We start from the raw sequence: 16774 nt of genomic DNA, 5'->3' as shown, positions 1-16774 counted from the left end.
TGTTCAGAAACGGGTCGAAAAACGATAACCCGTACCGCGGACCGTCTGCACCATTCGATCGTGGCCGCTGTGTTCCAGCGCTTTACGCAAGCGGCGAATATGGACATCGACCGTCCTGTCTTCGACATAGACGTTAGTCCCCCAGACGTTATTCAGCAACTGTTCGCGGCTGTAGACGCGTTCCGGGTGAGTCATAAAGAAGTGCAAAAGTTTGAATTCTGTCGGGCCCATATCCAGCGGGTTTTCGCCGGTCATCACGCGATGTGAGGTCGGGTCGAGGCTTAACCCCTGCATTTCGATCACCTCTTCCACCGCCATCGGCGAAATACGGCGCATGACGGCTTTGATACGCGCCACCAGCTCTTTCGGCGAGAACGGCTTGGTGATGTAATCATCTGCGCCGGTCTCAAGACCGCGCACGCGATCTTCCTCTTCACCGCGCGCCGTCAACATTACCACCGGGATATCGCGGGTCATCGCTTCGCGTTTAATGTGCTTGATAAATTGCAGGCCAGAACCGCCGGGCAACATCCAGTCAAGCAGAATCAAATCGGGCCAGGGTTCGTTGAGTTGATTCACCGCGCTGTCATAATCTTCCGCCTCAACCGGCTGGAAGCCATTTTGTTCGAGCACGAAGCACACCATTTCGCGAATCGGAGCTTCATCTTCTACGACCAGAATACGTCTCGCCATACTTTGCCCTGTCTTATTAAAGTATCAGTTTGTAATGCGGCGCCATTATGCGTCAGATTTATGACAGATTTATGAAAAACATTACCACCATGAATGGCAAACTGTTGTTTTATTACAGCGGTTATTTTCCAGCCCTGAAAGCTTATAATCCCCTTCACCCTTTTTTGCCATGGAACTGTTATGCGCATACTCCACACCTCGGACTGGCATCTGGGGCAAAATTTTTACAGCAAAAGTCGCGCCGCCGAACATGAAGCGTTCCTGAACTGGCTGCTGGAGACGGCGCAGTCGCAGGAGGTGGACGCGATCATTGTTGCAGGGGACATTTTTGATACCGGCTCGCCGCCGAGCTATGCGCGTGAGCTGTATAACCGCTTCGTGGTCAATCTGCAGCAAACAGGCTGCCATCTGGTGATCGTCGCGGGCAACCATGATTCCGTCGCCACGCTCAACGAATCCCGCGATATTCTTGCGTTTCTGAATACTACTGTAGTGGCAAACGCCGGACATGCCCCGCAAATCCTCAAAAAACGCGACGGAACGCCGGGTGCCGTGCTTTGCCCGATTCCTTTTTTACGCCCGCGTGACATCGTTCAGAGCCAGGCTGGGCTTTCCGGCGGCGAAAAACAGCAGCATCTGCTGCAGGCCATCACGGACTATTATCACCAGCAGTACGCCGAGGCCTGCGCGCTGCGCGGTGATGCGCCGCTGCCGGTCATTGCTACCGGGCATCTGACCACCGTCGGTGCCAGCAAAAGTGACGCGGTGCGCGAGATTTATATTGGTACGCTGGATGCGTTCCCGGCGCAGAATTTCCCGCCAGCGGATTACATCGCGCTCGGCCACATTCACCGCGCGCAGATCATTGGCGGCTGCGAGCATATCCGCTACTGCGGCTCACCGATCTCCCTCAGCTTTGATGAAACCGGCAAAGGCAAAAGCGTGCATCTGGTGAGTTTTGCCGAGGGCAAACTGAGCGCAGTCGAGACGTTAACCGTACCGGTGACACAACCGCTGGCGATGCTCAAAGGCGATCTGGCCGCCATTTCTGCGCAGCTTGAACAGTGGCGCGGCCTGGAACAGTCGCCTCCCGTCTGGCTGGATATTGAAATCAGCACCGATGAATATCTGCACGACATGCAGCGCAAAATCCAGACCCTGACCGACGATCTGCCTGTAGAGGTATTGCTGGTGCGCCGCAGCCGCGAACAGCGCGAGAAAATTCTCTTAAGCGCGCAGCGCGAAACCCTCAGCGAATTAAACGTGGAAGAGGTATTTGAGCGCCGCCTGGCGCAGGAAGCGCTGGACGACGCACAGCGCACGCGCCTCAACGAACTCTTTACCCAGACCCTGCACGCGCTGCATGACGAGGAAAACAACGCATGAAAATTCTCAGCCTGCGTCTGAAAAACCTCAACTCCCTGAAGGGCGAGTGGAAAATCGACTTCACCGCCGAGCCGTTTGCCAGCAACGGCCTGTTTGCCATTACGGGCGCGACCGGTGCGGGTAAAACGACCCTGCTCGATGCCATCTGCCTGGCGCTGTACCATGAGACGCCGCGTCTGAACACGGTGTCGCAATCGCAAAACGATCTCATGACCCGCGACACGGCGGAGTGCCTCGCCGAAGTGGAGTTCGAAGTGAAAGGCGTGGCCTATCGCGCATTCTGGAGCCAGAACCGCGCCCGTAACCAGCCGGACGGGAACTTACAGGCACCGCGCGTGGAGCTTGCCCGGTGCGAAGACGGCAAAATTCTCGCCGATAAGGTGAAAGATAAACTCGATCTGACCGCCTCCCTGACCGGGCTGGATTATGGCCGTTTCACCCGTTCGATGCTGCTGTCGCAGGGGCAGTTCGCGGCGTTTTTAAATGCCAAACCCAAAGAGCGCGCCGAGCTGCTGGAAGAGCTGACCGGTACCGAGATCTACGGCCAAATCTCCGCCATGGTGTTTGAAAAACACAAAACGGCAAGAACCGAGCTGGAGATGCGCGAAGCGCAGGCGGCAGGCGTGGTGCTGCTGAGCGAAGAACAGCAACAGCAGCTCCATCAGGGTTTGCAAGCACTGACTGACGAAGAAAAAACGCTGCTCAGTGAACAGCAAAACCGCCAGGCACAACATCAGTGGCTGGTGCGCAGCGAAGAGCTGGCGCGTGAACAGCTACGTGCGCAATCGGCACATCAACAGGCGTTACAGGCACAGGCCGACGCCCAACCGGAACTGCTTAAACTGCAGCAGGCACAGCCTGCGCTGGCGCTGCGCCCGCTCTGGGACCGTCAGCAGGAGCAGGCGTCGACGCTCGCCCGCACGCAGCAGCAGATTTCCGAAGTAAATACTCGCTTACTTTCACGCAAGGGCCAGCGGGCGCGGATCCGTAACGGTGCAATGCGTGAGGCAGAGCGGCTCCAGTCACAGCACAAATCGCTCGCCAGCTGGATCGACGAACACAACCACTTCGGTCTGTTGAGCCAGCACATTGGCGGCTGGCGCGCGTTATTTACCCAGCAGCAGCGGGATAAATCTCAGGCAGTGGCGCTGGGTAAGCGTCTGACTGAACTGCAACAAAAACTGGCCGCGCTGCCGCTCACTTCACTGACGCTATCCGCAGAAGAGACCGCGCAGGCGTTAGAGCATCAGGTGCAGTATCGCCCGGCGCGCCAGCGTCTCGCCACACTGCATGCCCGCTATCAGCCGCTGCAAAAACGGCTGTTACAGATGCGGGCAACGCAGGAAAAAGACCTGGCCGCGCAGGCCACGCTTGATCAAACCCTGGCTGCGCGACGCCAGCAGTACAAAGAGAAAAACCAGCACTATCTGGATCTGAAAACCCTGTGCGAACAGGAAGCGCTGATCAAGGGTCTGGAGGCGCACCGCGCCAGCCTCGAGGCGGGTAAACCCTGCCCGCTGTGCGGTGCAACCGAACATCCTGCCGTGGCGCAGTATCAGGCGCTGGAGGTTAGCGCTAACCAACGTCGCCGCGATGAACTGCACGCCGAAGTGAAACGGCTTGAAGAAGAGGGACTCTTGCTGCGCGGACAGCTGAAAGCGCTGATAGACCAGCGTGAGCGCGAAACCGCAGAAACCCTGACGCTCACTCAGGAGGAGCAAGCGCTCACACAGGAGTGGCAGTCGGTGTGCGCGTCACTGAAGGCGAGCCTGAACATTCAGGAAGATATTGCCCCCTGGCTGGAGGAGCAGGAACAGTACGAGCGCCAGCTGTATCAGCTCAGCCAACGCCTGGCCTTGCAGAATCAGCTCAACGAACTGGAACAGCAGATTCACCAGATTCAGCAGCAGATTGATACCCAGCGCCAGACCTTGCTGAGCGCATTAACGCCGCTCGCCCTCACCGCGCCGCAAGAGGGCGAAGAGAGCGCGTGGCTGGCACTGCGTGAAACCGAATCGAATGAGTGGCAGGAAAAGCAGAAGCAGCTGACGGCCCTTCAGGAACAAATGAACGTCCTGATGCCGCTTCTCGACACGCTGCCCGCATCCGAAGATGAAACGGCGGACGAGCCGGTCCCCGATAACTGGCGCGAAATTCACAACGACTGCATCTCCCTGCAAAGCCAGCTCGCCACCCTGCAACAGCAGGAGCAGAGCGATCGCGAGCGTCTGGCACAGCTGCAAACCCAGTTTGCGACTGCGCTCCAGGAGAGCAGTTTTGCCAGTGAAGCCGCGTTCCTTGCCGCACTGCTTGATGGCGATACCGTGCGCAAGCTGGAACAGCTGAAACATACGCTGGAACAACAGCTCCAGCAATCCTCTGCGCTGGCCTTACAGGCGGATCAGCAGCGTCTGGAGCATAGGGAAAAGCAACCGGAAGCGCTGCCGGCGGATCTGGACGTACAGGCATTGCAGGCGCAATTACAGCAACTGGCACAGCAGCTGCGCGAAAATACGACGCGTCAGGGCGAGATCCGCCAGCAGCTGAAGCAGGATAGCGATAACCGTCTTCATCAGCAGGGCTTGATGCAGCAGATTGAAGAAGCCGCGCGTCTCGCGGATGATTGGGGATATCTGAACGCGCTGATCGGTTCAAGCACCGGCGACCGGTTCCGTAAATTTGCCCAGGGGCTGACCCTCGATAATCTGGTGTGGCTGGCCAACCAGCAGCTCAACCGCCTGCACGGGCGCTATCTGCTGCAACGCAAGGCCAGCGATGCGCTGGAGCTGGAAGTGGTCGATACCTGGCAGGCCGACGCCGTGCGCGATACGCGCACCCTCTCCGGCGGGGAGAGTTTCCTGGTAAGCCTTGCGCTGGCGCTGGCGCTGTCAGATCTGGTGAGCCATAAAACGCGAATAGATTCCCTGTTCCTTGATGAGGGCTTTGGTACGCTGGACAGCGAAACGCTGGATACGGCGCTCGATGCGCTCGATGCCCTGAACGCCACGGGCAAAACCATCGGCGTCATCAGCCATGTCGAGGCGATGAAAGAGCGCATACCGGTACAAATCAAAGTGAAGAAAATTAACGGGCTCGGGTACAGCAAGTTAGACAGAGCCTTTGCTGTGGAGTAAGCGCGGTCACGCGATCAATGGGGGCTTTGCGGCCCCCATTCTTTTATGTCAGGGGATTACAAATCGCAAAAAGTGTGACGGTGATCAAAAAGCCATTTTCAATATTACTTACCCTATGGCGACGTTTTTCGCTCCCATAAGATATTTCTAACTCGCATATTACCCACCGTTCCGTTGTGGTTGATTTCTTGTTTATTATTATCTGGCTTATTCAGATCAGTGGATATTATTTCACTGGTCGGGAGCAACATTTGACTGAGGGCTTTATGCGCTATTTGCTTCCTGTGTTATTACCAATTGCTCTGGCTGGTTGTGCAACGGTATCCACCACTAAAACTATTCAGGTCACACCACAACCCGGCGCCGATCATATCGTTGTTGATACTAATGCCACCGCACGCTGCAAAGATATTCTGTTTATTATCACCTGCAAAGTGAATCTAGACATGACGCCGGTTGGGGTGATGGAAAATGCGCCCGCAACGGCATCCGTTGCAGCGCCAGCACCTGCCGCCAACGAAACCGTGGCAACCCGACTGGAAGAACTGGATAAGTTAAAGTCTCAGAAACTTATTAGTACCAAAGAATACCAGGCAAAACGTACTGAGATTTTGAGAGGATTATAATGAAAAAAACAAGTTGTATTTCGTTGGTGATTGCCGCTTTCTTATTACAAGGCTGTGTCAATATCGGCACGTCAAAATCCGTTTCTATTCCGGTTAATCCATCGCAGAAAAGCATGCTAGTGACCAGCACCGCGACTGTTCACTGCAAAGATTATTTCATCTTCTTTAAATGTAATATCGATGTAAACACACAGTCCATGTAAACCTATTTATCAGCAACGCTTATCATTCCAGATAAAATAAAAAGCCTGACGTTTTACATCAGGCTTTTTCACAGCCGAATAATATGGACGATCAGTTAGGCCACAACCACGCCGCGCCACGCACACCGCTGGAATCACCGTGCACCGCTTTGCGGATCGGCGTTTCGCATTCACCGCCGAACACCCACTGCTTCACCAGCTGCGGAACCGTGGTGTAGATACGGTCGACGTTGCTCATCCCGCCGCCCAGCACGATCACATCCGGGTCGAGAATGTTCACCACGTGCGCCAGGGATTTCGCCAGGCGCATTTCATAGCGGCTCAGCGCCAGTTCGGCCACCGCATCCTGTTCTTCTACCAGACGCATAATTTCGTTGCCCTTGAGCGGTTGTCCGCTCAGGCGGCAATAGTCGGTGGCAAAGCCGGTCCCGGAGATGAAGGTTTCGATACAGCCCTGTTTGCCGCAATAGCATGGCACTTCGGCGCGGTATTTCAGTTCGTCTTCGTCCATCCACGGCAGCGGATTGTGCCCCCACTCGCCCGCCGTCCCGTTGCCGCCGATATGGGCGCGACCGTTGAAGGCCACGCCTGCGCCGCAGCCGGTGCCGATAATGACCGCAAATACGGTCTGTGCGCCCGCCGCCGCGCCGTCAATCGCTTCAGAGACAGCAAGGCAGTTGGCGTCATTTGCCAGCCGCACTTCGCGGTTCAGGCGCGCGCTCAGATCTTTATCAAACGGCTGACCGTTGAGCCATGTTGAGTTCGCATTTTTTACCACGCCGGTGTAAGGCGAAATCGAGCCTGGAATCCCCATCCCAACCGAGCCGGTCTGCCCTGTGGCTTTTTCCGCCATGTCCACCAGCTGTGCGATGGTTTCGATAGTCTGCTGGTAGTCGTCACGCGGCGTCGGAAGACGATGTCTAAAGAGCTGCTCGCCGCGATCGCTCAGCGCAATGACTTCTGTTTTGGTGCCGCCCAAATCAATACCAATACGCACTGGACTCTCCTCATTATTTTGATTATCAACAGAGTAGAAGCAGGCTACCCGATTAGCAATGCAAGCACTGCCACAATTCGTTATCATGCCCGCTGATTTAACGACAAGGCCGTGGAAATTATCATGCTGTGGTTCAAAAATTTGATGGTTTACCGTCTCAGCCGCGACGTTTCGCTGCGTGCGGAAGAGATGGAAAAACAGTTAGCCGCTTACACCTTTACCCCATGCGGTAGCCAGGATATGGCAAAAACCGGTTGGGTTTCTCCGATGGGTTCTCAAAGCGATGCGCTGACCCACTCGACAACCAATGGTCAAATCATTCTTTGCGCGCGCCAGGAACAGAAAATCCTGCCGTCACCGGTGGTGAAGCAGGCGCTGGAAGCGAAGATCTTCAAGCTGGAGGCTGAACAGGGCCGCAAGCTGAAAAAAACGGAAAAAGATTCCCTGAAGGATGAAGTGCTGCACTCTCTGCTGCCTCGCGCCTTTAGCCGATTCAGCCAGACCATGATGTGGATCGACACCGTGAACGGTCTGATCATGGTGGACTGCGCCAGCGCCAAGAAAGCAGAAGATACGCTGGCTCTGCTGCGTAAGAGCCTGGGCTCGCTGCCGGTGGTTCCGCTGGCGATGGAAAACCCGATTGAACTGACCCTCACCGAATGGGTTCGCAGCGGCAGCGCGGCGCAAGGTTTCCAGCTGCTGGACGAAGCCGAGCTAAAAGCGATCCTCGAAGATGGCGGCGTGATCCGCGCGAAGAAACAGGATCTGGTCTGCGACGAAATCGCAGTCCATATCGAAGCCGGCAAACTGGTGACCAAGCTGGCACTCGACTGGCAGCAGCGCATTCAGTTCGTGATGTGCGACGATGGCTCGATTAAGCGTCTGAAGTTCTGCGATGAGTTGCGCGATCAAAACGAAGATATCGATCGTGAAGATTTCGCCCAGCGTTTTGATGCGGACTTTATCCTGATGACGGGTGAGCTGGCGGCATTGATTCAGAATCTGGTGGAAGGTTTAGGCGGCGAAGCGCAGCGCTAAATTCTCAAATCAGAGAAGCAGGCCGGGTCAGCATCAACGCTACCCGGCCTTTTTTTATTTCAGATAACGGCACAGATAAGAGGTTGGCTCTGCAACCTGCAGGTTGAATTCGCTGTGGCCAGGGACGTTGAAGACTTCTCCGGCGGTGTACGCCTTCCATTCGGTTTCGCCAGGCAACAGCACGTTCAGCGCGCCGCTGATCACCGTCATCTCTTCAGGCTCTGCGGTACCAAAGGTATATTCCCCTTCAGCCATAACGCCCACACTGGCACGGCCAGTACTGCTGCTGGTAAAACCAATGGATTTCACTTTACCGGAAAAGTATTCGTTACTCGAAAGCATGAACTGGCCCTTATGTCTTTGGATAAAAATCCACTATAGGGGCCATCCTCCGTGCCTGTCACGCAAAATCATCAGGCCAGTAATTCAGACGCCAGACGGGTTACCAGAACGTTCGAGAGCAGCACCGGTACATCGAGGGCTTTTTGCAACAAATCACGATGTCGCTGGTGAAAACCGAGACAATCGAGCATCAAAACGTCGGCGCCCTGCTCCAGCAGTTCACGTCCTGCCGATATCAGTTTGGCTTCGCTATCCCAGATCGGATTTGCCAGCGCAAACAGCGGCGGTTTTTGCAGGACTTTCCACTTCGCTATCTGGTTCTCCAGCAGCTCTGCAATCGGCACGATTACTCCGACCTGATGCCCGTCGACAATCGAGGCCACCAGCGGAGGGATAATCCGCATCGGTTCAAGGAGGATAGCGTTTCGCGCCATAAGACCCGAAATCGGGGCGGTGCTCATTAACAGGATGACGTCATATCCTTGATTATCGAGCACTTCGATCACGCCCTGTAAAGCACGCTCGATTTTGTGATGTGAAACATGCGCGAGTTTACCGTCGCTTAACAATGTCGGCAGGGTCACCTCATTATCTGCAGGTGCGTAGTCTTCCATGACCTCTTCCCGACTCATCTTGCCGAGCAGGCTAAGATGGGTGATTTGCTGTTCGGAGACATGCTCAGTTAAGAGCGGTAACACTTCGCTGACAGGGACCACCCCGATGGTGAGGATCGCCAATGTTGCCTTCATCGTTTTCGCCTTTCTTCACTACCATTGCGATAATACAGGCACAAGCTCAATACGCTGCGCGGTTCTTGTTTCAGCTTAAACAGGTCAAAAGCGTAGCAGCATATCCCTACACCGAAATGTAAAGATCCAACGCCCGGTCTGAATCTCACTGTAATAACTAAATATTAACCCCCACTTAACATTCACGCTGAGTTAAAAGTGTGATTCAGGCACGGTTGTTATCGATTTCAGATTTGTATCAGGACTTTTCAGGATCTTCGTAGCGGCGCTTGGCATCCAGCGCTTCCTGCTCAGTTTCATGTTCGCTGATCAGGGAGTCCGGCTTTGGGTGGTCCGCACGCAGTTGATACCAGGTCACGGTTTGGGCACCGGTGCCTTTTTCAATAGTGACAATGCGCGCTTCACGTGGGTATGGCGGTCTGGTTGGCATAGTTCATCCTTTTTTAACGGCTAAACTATGAGTATAGACGCCTGCTAGCTGGCGCAAGCCAAACGCAGGGCGGTAACAATCTGATTTACGACCTGTTCCGGCGACTGTGCGGCGTCGATCACGTGGTGCGCCGCTTCGCGATACAGGGCGTCGCGTTCGGCGAGGATCTCGCTCACCTCTTCGCTGATTGGTTTCCCGGTCAGCGTCGGGCGTTGCCCCTCTTCCGGGAATGCTTCCAGGCGCTCCACCAGCGTAGACACGGGCGCGCACAGGTAAATCACAATCCCTTTCTCGCGCATAAACTGGCGATTACGCTCTGCGAGGATAATGCCGCCGCCGGTAGCAATGATGGTCGACGGTGCGGTTACCGCTTCCAGAGTGTCGCTTTCACGCGCGCGGAAACTTTCCCAGCCTTCTTTTTCGACAATCTCGGCAATGGTCTGGCGGGCCTGAGTTTGCAGCCAGTGATCGGTATCGACAAACTGGCTCTGACTGACACGCGCCAGTTCAAGGCCGACGGTCGTTTTACCGCAGCCACGGGGGCCAACTAAAAAGATGGGTTGGGTCATAGCCAGGTGTTCCCCTTGATACCGCATGGTTGCGGTGTGTAATGTCGAAAAACGAGCAATAATACCATTAAACTAGTACGCAAGGTAACTGTAAAAATAGGATTACAACAAGATTATGTTTGTATGACAGAGAGCGTCTGGCGTGCTTTTAACGCTTGTTCTCTGTAAAGAAATTATTGCATGAGCGGGTACGTCAACTTTACTGTAAAGCACCAGGCGATGACAACCCTGCGGTTGCCACACTATATCACAAAACAGCAATGCTTATCATTACGCAGTACGGCGCTTCACTTCCAGCAGCCATTTATCCAGCTCCGCGGCGAACTGCTGGCGGTCACGCTGCGAGAGCGAATCTGGCCCACCGGTCTGCACACCGCTGGCCCGCAGGGTATCCATAAAATCACGCATGGTCAGCTTTTGGCGGATCGTCGCCGGTGAGTAGCGTTCACCGCGCGGATTCAGCGCCGCTGCGCCCTTCTCCAGCACCTCTGCCGCCAGAGGAATATCGGCAGTAATCACCAAATCCTCAGGGCTGCACAGGCGCACAATTTCGTTATCTGCCACGTCAAACCCGGCCGGAACGCGCATTGAACGGATAAATTTCGACGGCGGAATACGCAGATTCTGGTTTGCCACCAGCGTTAGCGGCATCTGCACGCGCTCAGCCGCGCGGAATAAAATCTCTTTAATGACATTCGGACACGCATCCGCATCCACCCAAATCGCCATACTTTCTCCCCTGGATGACATTGGTGGCTATTGTCGCCTGCTTTTCGTTGTTAAGCTATAAATCAGAACTCACAACGGATAATAACGGAGAGACGTGATGGACAAAAAAATCGGTTTTATCGGCTGCGGCAATATGGGAAAAGCCATTCTCGGCGGTCTGATTGCCAGCGGTCAGGTATTGCCAGGGCAGATTTGGGTCTATACCCCGTCACCGGATAAAGTTGCCGCGCTGCATGATGAATACGGCATTAATGCCGCCGAAAGCGCACAGGATGTCGCGCAGATTGCCGACATCGTCTTTGGCGCCGTTAAACCTAACATCATGATTAAAGTGCTGAGCGACATCACCTCCAGCCTGAACAAAGACACGCTGGTGGTCTCCATTGCGGCGGGCGTGACCCTCGATCAGCTGGCACGCGCCCTGGGCCACGACCGGAAAATTGTCCGCGCGATGCCAAACACGCCGTCGCTGGTCAATGCGGGAATGACCTCCGTGACGCCTAACGCGCTGGTAACAGCAGAAGACGTGGCCGATGTGCTGAACATCTTCCGCTGCTTTGGCGAAGCAGAAGTGATTGCCGAATCGATGATCCATCCGGTGGTGGGCGTCAGCGGTTCCGCGCCTGCGTATGTGTTCATGTTTATTGAAGCGATGGCTGATGCCGCCGTGCTCGGCGGGATGCCGCGCGCGCAGGCTTACAAATTTGCCGCGCAGGCGGTAATGGGCTCCGCCAAAATGGTGCTGGAAACGGGCAAACATCCAGGCGAACTGAAAGACATGGTGTGTTCACCGGGCGGCACCACCATTGAAGCCGTGCGCGTTCTCGAAGAGCGCGGATTCCGCTCGGCGGTGATTGAAGCGATGAATAAGTGCATGGAAAAATCAGAGAATCTCAGCAAATCCTGATGACGCGCGCCGGGCGTCAGGCTGCCACTTCGGTGCGGTTGCGTCCGGCATTTTTCGCTTTGTAGAGCGCCACATCGGCGGCTTTTAGCCACTCGCGATAATGGCCAAATTCAGGCGTTAACGTTGCCACGCCAACGCTTATCCGCAGTCGTACCTGCGGCGCGCAGGGTAGCGTTAAGGTTGCCAGCCGCTCATGGACACGCGACATGGCCGCAATGGCACTCTCCGCTGGCGTGCCGCTCATGATCACCGCAAATTCGTCACCACCGAAGCGCCCGATAAGATCCCCGGCGCGTAGCGCTAATTGCAATTGTCGGGTGACGGCAATGATCGCCTCATCGCCCACATCATGCCCCCAGGTATCGTTAATACTCTTGAAATGATCGATATCGATAATCAGGATCGCCGCCTCGCGATGGCTGCGCCGACAAGTGTCGTATTCATTGCGCAATAAAATTTCCCAGTGACGCCGGTTAAACACGCCGGTCATACCGTCACGGGTGCTCATTAGCTCCAGGCGGCGCTTGTGCTCTGCCAGACGGATGGCGGTCTGATAGCTGACCCAGGCAAAATAGATCGGGTAGAGAACCATCGCCGGCAGCGCCAGCCAGAGTTCCTGCGAAGAGAGGGTAAAGGTGGGAGAGACACCGGTGAGTTTCAGGGTGATCAGGGCCGCAATAATCGTCATGGTTGCACCAGCAGTGAACAATTTAACGCCCCCTGCCCCCATCAGATTCATGCCTATCATTATTGTCAGTGCCGCCGTGGGAAGTACATTCAGCCCCATCAGCCCCATCCAGATCCCCGCCATAATGGCATCGACTTTCAGGTTCTTTATTTCGCTGGCTCGTGGATCGGCGGCGCGGTAAGCCAGCTGCCAGGCGAGATGTGGCCAGACAAACGCCCAACCCACCAGCACCAGCCACCAGATTCCAGGCGGAGACTGGGCGACCAGCGCACCTGCGATGGGGAAAAACATCGCCGCTAACCCGAACATCCGCGGCAGTCTTACCCGCCGGGCAAATCGGATTCCGGAACGATGGTGGTCATCCTGAGAAAGGTTCTGGGGCCACTCTTCTCGCGTGACGTCTTTATTGTAAAAGTTATCGTCATTCATAATTTTTGGGAACATTCTGAAACATTTCCCAAATTATAGAGACGGGTGTTGTGGGGAAAGTATGAAATTTCGGGTGAGCCGCTGGCACCGCTCACCCGTTAGGACTACGCGGATTTCTTCAGGCAGGCGCTCATAAATTTACTGCGGTCTTCCCCTTTCAGGGATTGCTGCGTCGCCAGGCCGTTACATTCGCGCATCTTTTGTTGCTGCGGCGTGAGGCTCTTTTCGCCCGGTTTCGACGAACTGTTTTTCAGGCAATCGCTCATGTACGTTTTACGCGCATCGCCTTTCAGCGTCTGGGCTGTCGCCTGTTGATTACAGGTGGTCATCCGTTGCTGCTGCGGAGTGAGCGTTTTTTCGGCGGCGGACGCCACAGACATCAGGAGCAGAGAAGAGAGCAGGGTTACAGTAAGAGTCAGTTTCATAACACCATCCTTTTGTGAAGGTTCACAGTAAGTCTGGTTCGTGACGGGAAAAATACCACCCGACGGAAGGGGATTTCCGCCGGGCGATCGCTTTATTTCAGGCCAAGAGCGGCTTTCATGGTGTAGAACAGATCCGTTTGATCCGTCAGCCCGACCACATTTGCCGCGTGCGGGCCATATGCCGCGATGCGCAGCTGTGTGCCGGTATGTTCCATGGAATCGCCTTCGGAGTTGCCATAGCTCATCACCATTACCGCACCGTCTTTGGTGTTCAGCGCCTGAGTCAGGCCTGGCGCTTTGGTATCGGGTGCCACGATCTGGCTGGCGTGCGCATGGTCAGCGGTCACTACCACGAGGGTGTTGCCATCTTTCTTCGCGAACGCCAGCGCTTTCTGCACGGCTTCATCAAGATCGACGGTTTCGCCAATCTGACCGCACGGATTTGCCGCATGATCCTGTTTATCAATCGACGCGCCTTCAACCTGCAGGAAGAAGCCCTTCTCGCCCTTGCTCAGCAAAGTGATGGCTTTGTCGGTCATCTGCGCAAGCGTCGGAACGCTGTCATCGCGTTTCGGGTTTGGCGTGCAGGTCACCGCCGGTTTGTCGATGTTGCCGTGGTAAGAAGCTTTTGGCCCTTCCCAGCGCACCGGCATGTTGCCGTCCGAGAACAGGCCGAGCAGCGGCTTGTCCTGGCCCGCTTCGGTGATCGCCGCTAGTGAAGCGGCATCGCTCACCAGCTGATAACCCCGCGCCTGCGCCTGTTCACGCAGAGTTTTGCCCTGCCACTCCCCGGCCGTCGCGGTTTCCGCGAACGTTTTCGCCCCACCGCCCAGCGTCACATCGGCGCGGGCATTCAGCAGCTGTTCGGTGATGGAGCCTTTGCCACCCTTTTCCAGCGCATTGGTCGGGCATTTTTCGCTGGTCACGGACGGGCCGTAGCATTTACGCGACGTCACATGCGCCACCAGCGCCGCAGGCGTTGCATCCTGCAGTTCAGCCGTTGAGACGTTACCTGTCGCAAGGCCAGCCGCCTTCGCTATCTCCAGAATGGTCTGGTGATCCTTTTCGTGAATATCGACGCCCAGCGCGCCGTTATAGGTTTTTACGCCTGTGGTCCACGCCGTGGCGGAGGCCGCCGAGTCGGTCACGTAATCAGGCTTACCGGTTTTTTTATCCAGCGCGTAGTGGGTGTATTGTCCGGTCAACGGCAATGCGTCAATACCTTTAAAAAAGCCACCGGCCCCTTCGGCATAATTTCGCGCGGCGGTGATTTCGGAATCGCCCATCCCATCACCAATCAGCAAAATAATATTTTTAGCCGGTTTATCATTTAGCGATGCACGCAGCGCTTCGGTTTGATCTTCTGACAGACGGCGTGCGCCGCCCGGCTGCGTGATATCTCCCTGAGCCGCGCGATTATCTAGCACCTGGGTATTCGTGGTGTCGGCATAAATGGCAGGGGTAAATAATAAAGGCAGTAATGCGATGAAAAGTGCGCTCTGTTTCACTTTATTTCTCCATGTACAAATACATAAAAATAAACAGAGCGACTATAGGCACAACTTATGACAATGCTATGACAGTTTTTTAGATTCTGTGACAGATTAACTACGAGGATGCCGCAACAGCTTTTTTACGTATTGCTGTAGCATTTCGCTATCCTGAATCGGCACTTGAGAGTCGGGCCTGGCATCCTCCAGCGCGCCCTCAATACTTCGGATCAGCGCCTGCTGATCGGTCTGCGCCATTTGCCGTAAAAGGGCCGTGACAACGATTTCTAACGCTTCAACCTGGGCAACCAGTTCTTTTGACTCTTCTTCCTTTTGGGCAAGCTTAACCAGCAACTCTGCAATGAGATTTTTCATCGTGCTATTTCCTTATCAGGTTTTTGCTGACGGTATCATTACGGTTGATTATTGCAAAGAGGCGAAAAGTATTATCTTTATGAAAAAACACGCTATGTCGCAAATAACGATGATTTATCGCCAGCGAAACGTTTTGCTATTATAAAAACTGATTGCGTGGCAGCAAAATAGTAGAAAGCAGGCGCCATTATTTTTGATAACAGCGCCTGTTGTGGGTTAATACATAATATATCTTCTTTACGTCGCGATATTCGCCATTTTCTGACGGCGACGGCGTAATGCTATCGCGAGCTGGATAACGTTCAGTAACACCACCACTGCCGTAGCGGCAAATACCCAGCGGAATCCGGCCATCGCGGAAACGGTCGCGCCCATTAACGGGCCTGCGACATTCCCCAGATACATAAATGACTGGTTATAACCAAAGATGCGTCCGGTGACCTGATCGCTTGAGTATTTCACCAGCAGAGTTTGTACCGCAGGCAGCATCGCCCCATCGGCAAATCCGAGCAGGAAGCGCAGCACGCCGAGCTGGAACGGCGAGGTGACAAAGGACATCGCGAAAAACAGCACCACGGCGATAATCAGGGTCGCCATTAATATCCGCGCCGTACCGATACGATCCCCGAGCTTACCCAGCCGTGGGGCAGAGATCAGCGCGGAAACGCCTGGCACGGCGGCGATCATGCCGCTCAGGAACGCAATATTGTTGCTGTCCGGCGCCATGGATTTGATAAACAGCGCCAGAATCGGCCCGATCGAACCGTTGCAGAGCTGAATCACCAGCGTTGTCACAAAGAGGCTGATCATCAGGCCGGGGTATGGCAGCGTGGCAAAAACCGCTTTTCCGCTCAGGCGATCGGCTTTGCTGACCGTCGGGCGTACGCCCTCTTTAATGAGGAACAAGGTCACCAGAAAACTCACCACCAGCAGCATCGCGGTGATGAAAAACACCGCCCGCAAGCCGACGTGGTCAGCCAGAAAACCGCCCATCAGCGGGCCGCCAATGACGCCGCTGATTTGTGCGGTCGAGAGTGTGCTGATCGCCCAGCCGCTGCGCTCGCGCGGAACCTGTGACGCCACCAGCGCCATCGCGTTAGGAATATAACCGGACGTCAGCCCCATCAGGCCGCGCAGGAGAAATAGCTGCCAGACGTTAGTGGCATAGGCCTGCAGCAGGATTGCGATCGCCATCCCCAGCGAGGCGCGCAGGAGCATCAGCTTGCGCCCTTTGCGATCCGCAAGGCTGCCCCACATGGGCGAGACAATGGCGGAAACCAGGAAAGTAATACTGAAGGTCAGACCCGACCACATCGACAGCGCTTCGTGGGACGACACGCCGAGCTGGGAGACATACAGCGGCAGGAAGGGCAAAATCTGGCTGATCGCAAGACCGGTGAAAAAACAGCCAAACCAGACCGATATAAGGTTGACTTTCCAGGATTCCATAACAGGCAAACTCTTCATTTTTAGGCGAATTCGCCGACAGATTAGCAAGTTGCGTCACATCACGTAGCGCCAGAGGTGCGGCAGCGACAACTTTGGTGTTTTATCTCCCCAGTCA

The 16774-nt window shown here is 55.2% G+C and carries 17 protein-coding genes; 5 read left to right on the top strand and 12 right to left on the bottom strand.

From position 1 onward, the window contains the following. Positions 1 to 3 precede the first annotated feature (3 nt). A complete protein-coding gene (gene phoB, locus ACB496_RS04770) occupies positions 4 to 693 on the bottom strand; it encodes a phosphate response regulator transcription factor PhoB (RefSeq protein ID WP_095280962.1) in 690 nt (229 codons plus the stop codon). 180 nt (positions 694 to 873) lie between these two features. Here phoB and sbcD point away from each other — a divergent pair, with 180 nt between their 5' ends. The 3 genes from sbcD (at position 874) to ACB496_RS04755 (ending at position 5839) form a co-directional block, all read left to right on the top strand. Next, positions 874 to 2079 (top strand): exonuclease subunit SbcD, encoded by a 1206-nt coding sequence (gene sbcD, locus ACB496_RS04765; protein WP_123429396.1) that lies wholly within the window; start codon positions 874 to 876, stop codon positions 2077 to 2079. Then, positions 2076 to 5213, top strand: coding sequence for an exonuclease subunit SbcC (gene sbcC, locus ACB496_RS04760; protein ID WP_371974584.1), 3138 nt, complete (start codon positions 2076 to 2078; stop codon positions 5211 to 5213). Before sbcD ends, sbcC begins: the two co-directional genes overlap by 4 nt. Before the next feature lie 188 nt (positions 5214 to 5401). Further along, the gene (locus tag ACB496_RS04755) at positions 5402 to 5839 is read left to right on the top strand and encodes a hypothetical protein (protein ID WP_371974583.1); all 438 of its coding nucleotides are present in this window, start codon (positions 5402 to 5404) and stop codon (positions 5837 to 5839) included. A 294-nt stretch (positions 5840 to 6133) separates the two neighbouring features. On the opposite strand, the gene mak is transcribed toward ACB496_RS04755, so the two are convergent. Further along, positions 6134 to 7039, bottom strand: coding sequence for a fructokinase (gene mak / locus ACB496_RS04750; RefSeq protein ID WP_314520449.1), 906 nt, complete (start codon positions 7037 to 7039; stop codon positions 6134 to 6136). A gap of 123 nt (positions 7040 to 7162) precedes the next feature. Here mak and rdgC point away from each other — a divergent pair, with 123 nt between their 5' ends. Beyond that, entirely contained in the window at positions 7163 to 8077 is a 915-nt protein-coding gene (gene rdgC / locus ACB496_RS04745; RefSeq protein WP_100777446.1) for a recombination-associated protein RdgC, read from the top strand. A gap of 54 nt (positions 8078 to 8131) precedes the next feature. Here rdgC and ppnP read toward each other — a convergent pair whose 3' ends face one another. From ppnP to ACB496_RS04720, 5 genes are all read right to left on the bottom strand, one after another. Further along, positions 8132 to 8419: a pyrimidine/purine nucleoside phosphorylase gene (gene ppnP, locus ACB496_RS04740; RefSeq protein WP_100777447.1), complete on the bottom strand. Its 288-nt coding sequence runs from the start codon at positions 8417 to 8419 to the stop codon at positions 8132 to 8134. Between the two features lie 71 nt (positions 8420 to 8490). Beyond that, the gene (locus tag ACB496_RS04735; RefSeq protein WP_100777448.1) at positions 8491 to 9168 is read right to left on the bottom strand and encodes an AroM family protein; all 678 of its coding nucleotides are present in this window, start codon (positions 9166 to 9168) and stop codon (positions 8491 to 8493) included. Positions 9169 to 9406: 238 nt separating this feature from the next. Continuing rightward, positions 9407 to 9598, bottom strand: coding sequence for a protein YaiA (yaiA, locus tag ACB496_RS04730; protein WP_100777449.1), 192 nt, complete (start codon positions 9596 to 9598; stop codon positions 9407 to 9409). A 44-nt stretch (positions 9599 to 9642) separates the two neighbouring features. Then, a complete protein-coding gene (gene aroL, locus ACB496_RS04725; RefSeq protein ID WP_102104321.1) occupies positions 9643 to 10167 on the bottom strand; it encodes a shikimate kinase AroL in 525 nt (174 codons plus the stop codon). A 270-nt stretch (positions 10168 to 10437) separates the two neighbouring features. Further along, positions 10438 to 10896, bottom strand: a complete 459-nt coding sequence (locus tag ACB496_RS04720; protein WP_100777451.1) for a YaiI/YqxD family protein — start codon at positions 10894 to 10896, stop codon at positions 10438 to 10440. A 97-nt stretch (positions 10897 to 10993) separates the two neighbouring features. On the opposite strand from ACB496_RS04720, the gene proC reads away from it, so the two are divergent. Further along, positions 10994 to 11803, top strand: coding sequence for a pyrroline-5-carboxylate reductase (gene proC / locus ACB496_RS04715; protein ID WP_100777452.1), 810 nt, complete (start codon positions 10994 to 10996; stop codon positions 11801 to 11803). 16 nt (positions 11804 to 11819) lie between these two features. Here proC and adrA read toward each other — a convergent pair whose 3' ends face one another. From adrA to ACB496_RS04690, 5 genes are all read right to left on the bottom strand, one after another. Further along, positions 11820 to 12935: a diguanylate cyclase AdrA gene (gene adrA / locus ACB496_RS04710; protein WP_371974582.1), complete on the bottom strand. Its 1116-nt coding sequence runs from the start codon at positions 12933 to 12935 to the stop codon at positions 11820 to 11822. Between the two features lie 89 nt (positions 12936 to 13024). Next, complete coding sequence (gene psiF / locus ACB496_RS04705; protein WP_102104324.1) at positions 13025 to 13345, bottom strand: phosphate starvation-inducible protein PsiF; 321 nt, start codon at positions 13343 to 13345, stop codon at positions 13025 to 13027. A 92-nt stretch (positions 13346 to 13437) separates the two neighbouring features. Then, complete coding sequence (gene phoA, locus ACB496_RS04700) at positions 13438 to 14853, bottom strand: alkaline phosphatase (RefSeq protein WP_371974581.1); 1416 nt, start codon at positions 14851 to 14853, stop codon at positions 13438 to 13440. 96 nt (positions 14854 to 14949) lie between these two features. Next, a complete protein-coding gene (gene iraP, locus ACB496_RS04695) occupies positions 14950 to 15210 on the bottom strand; it encodes an anti-adapter protein IraP (protein ID WP_100777456.1) in 261 nt (86 codons plus the stop codon). Between the two features lie 237 nt (positions 15211 to 15447). Further along, positions 15448 to 16659 (bottom strand): multidrug efflux MFS transporter, encoded by a 1212-nt coding sequence (locus ACB496_RS04690; protein ID WP_371974580.1) that lies wholly within the window; start codon positions 16657 to 16659, stop codon positions 15448 to 15450. Between the last annotated feature and the right edge of the window lie 115 nt (positions 16660 to 16774).

The organism is Lelliottia nimipressuralis, from assembly GCF_041464075.1.
GTDB classification, from domain to species: Bacteria; Pseudomonadota; Gammaproteobacteria; order Enterobacterales; family Enterobacteriaceae; genus Enterobacter; species Enterobacter nimipressuralis.
This window is presented reverse-complemented; position numbering and strand designations above follow the sequence as displayed.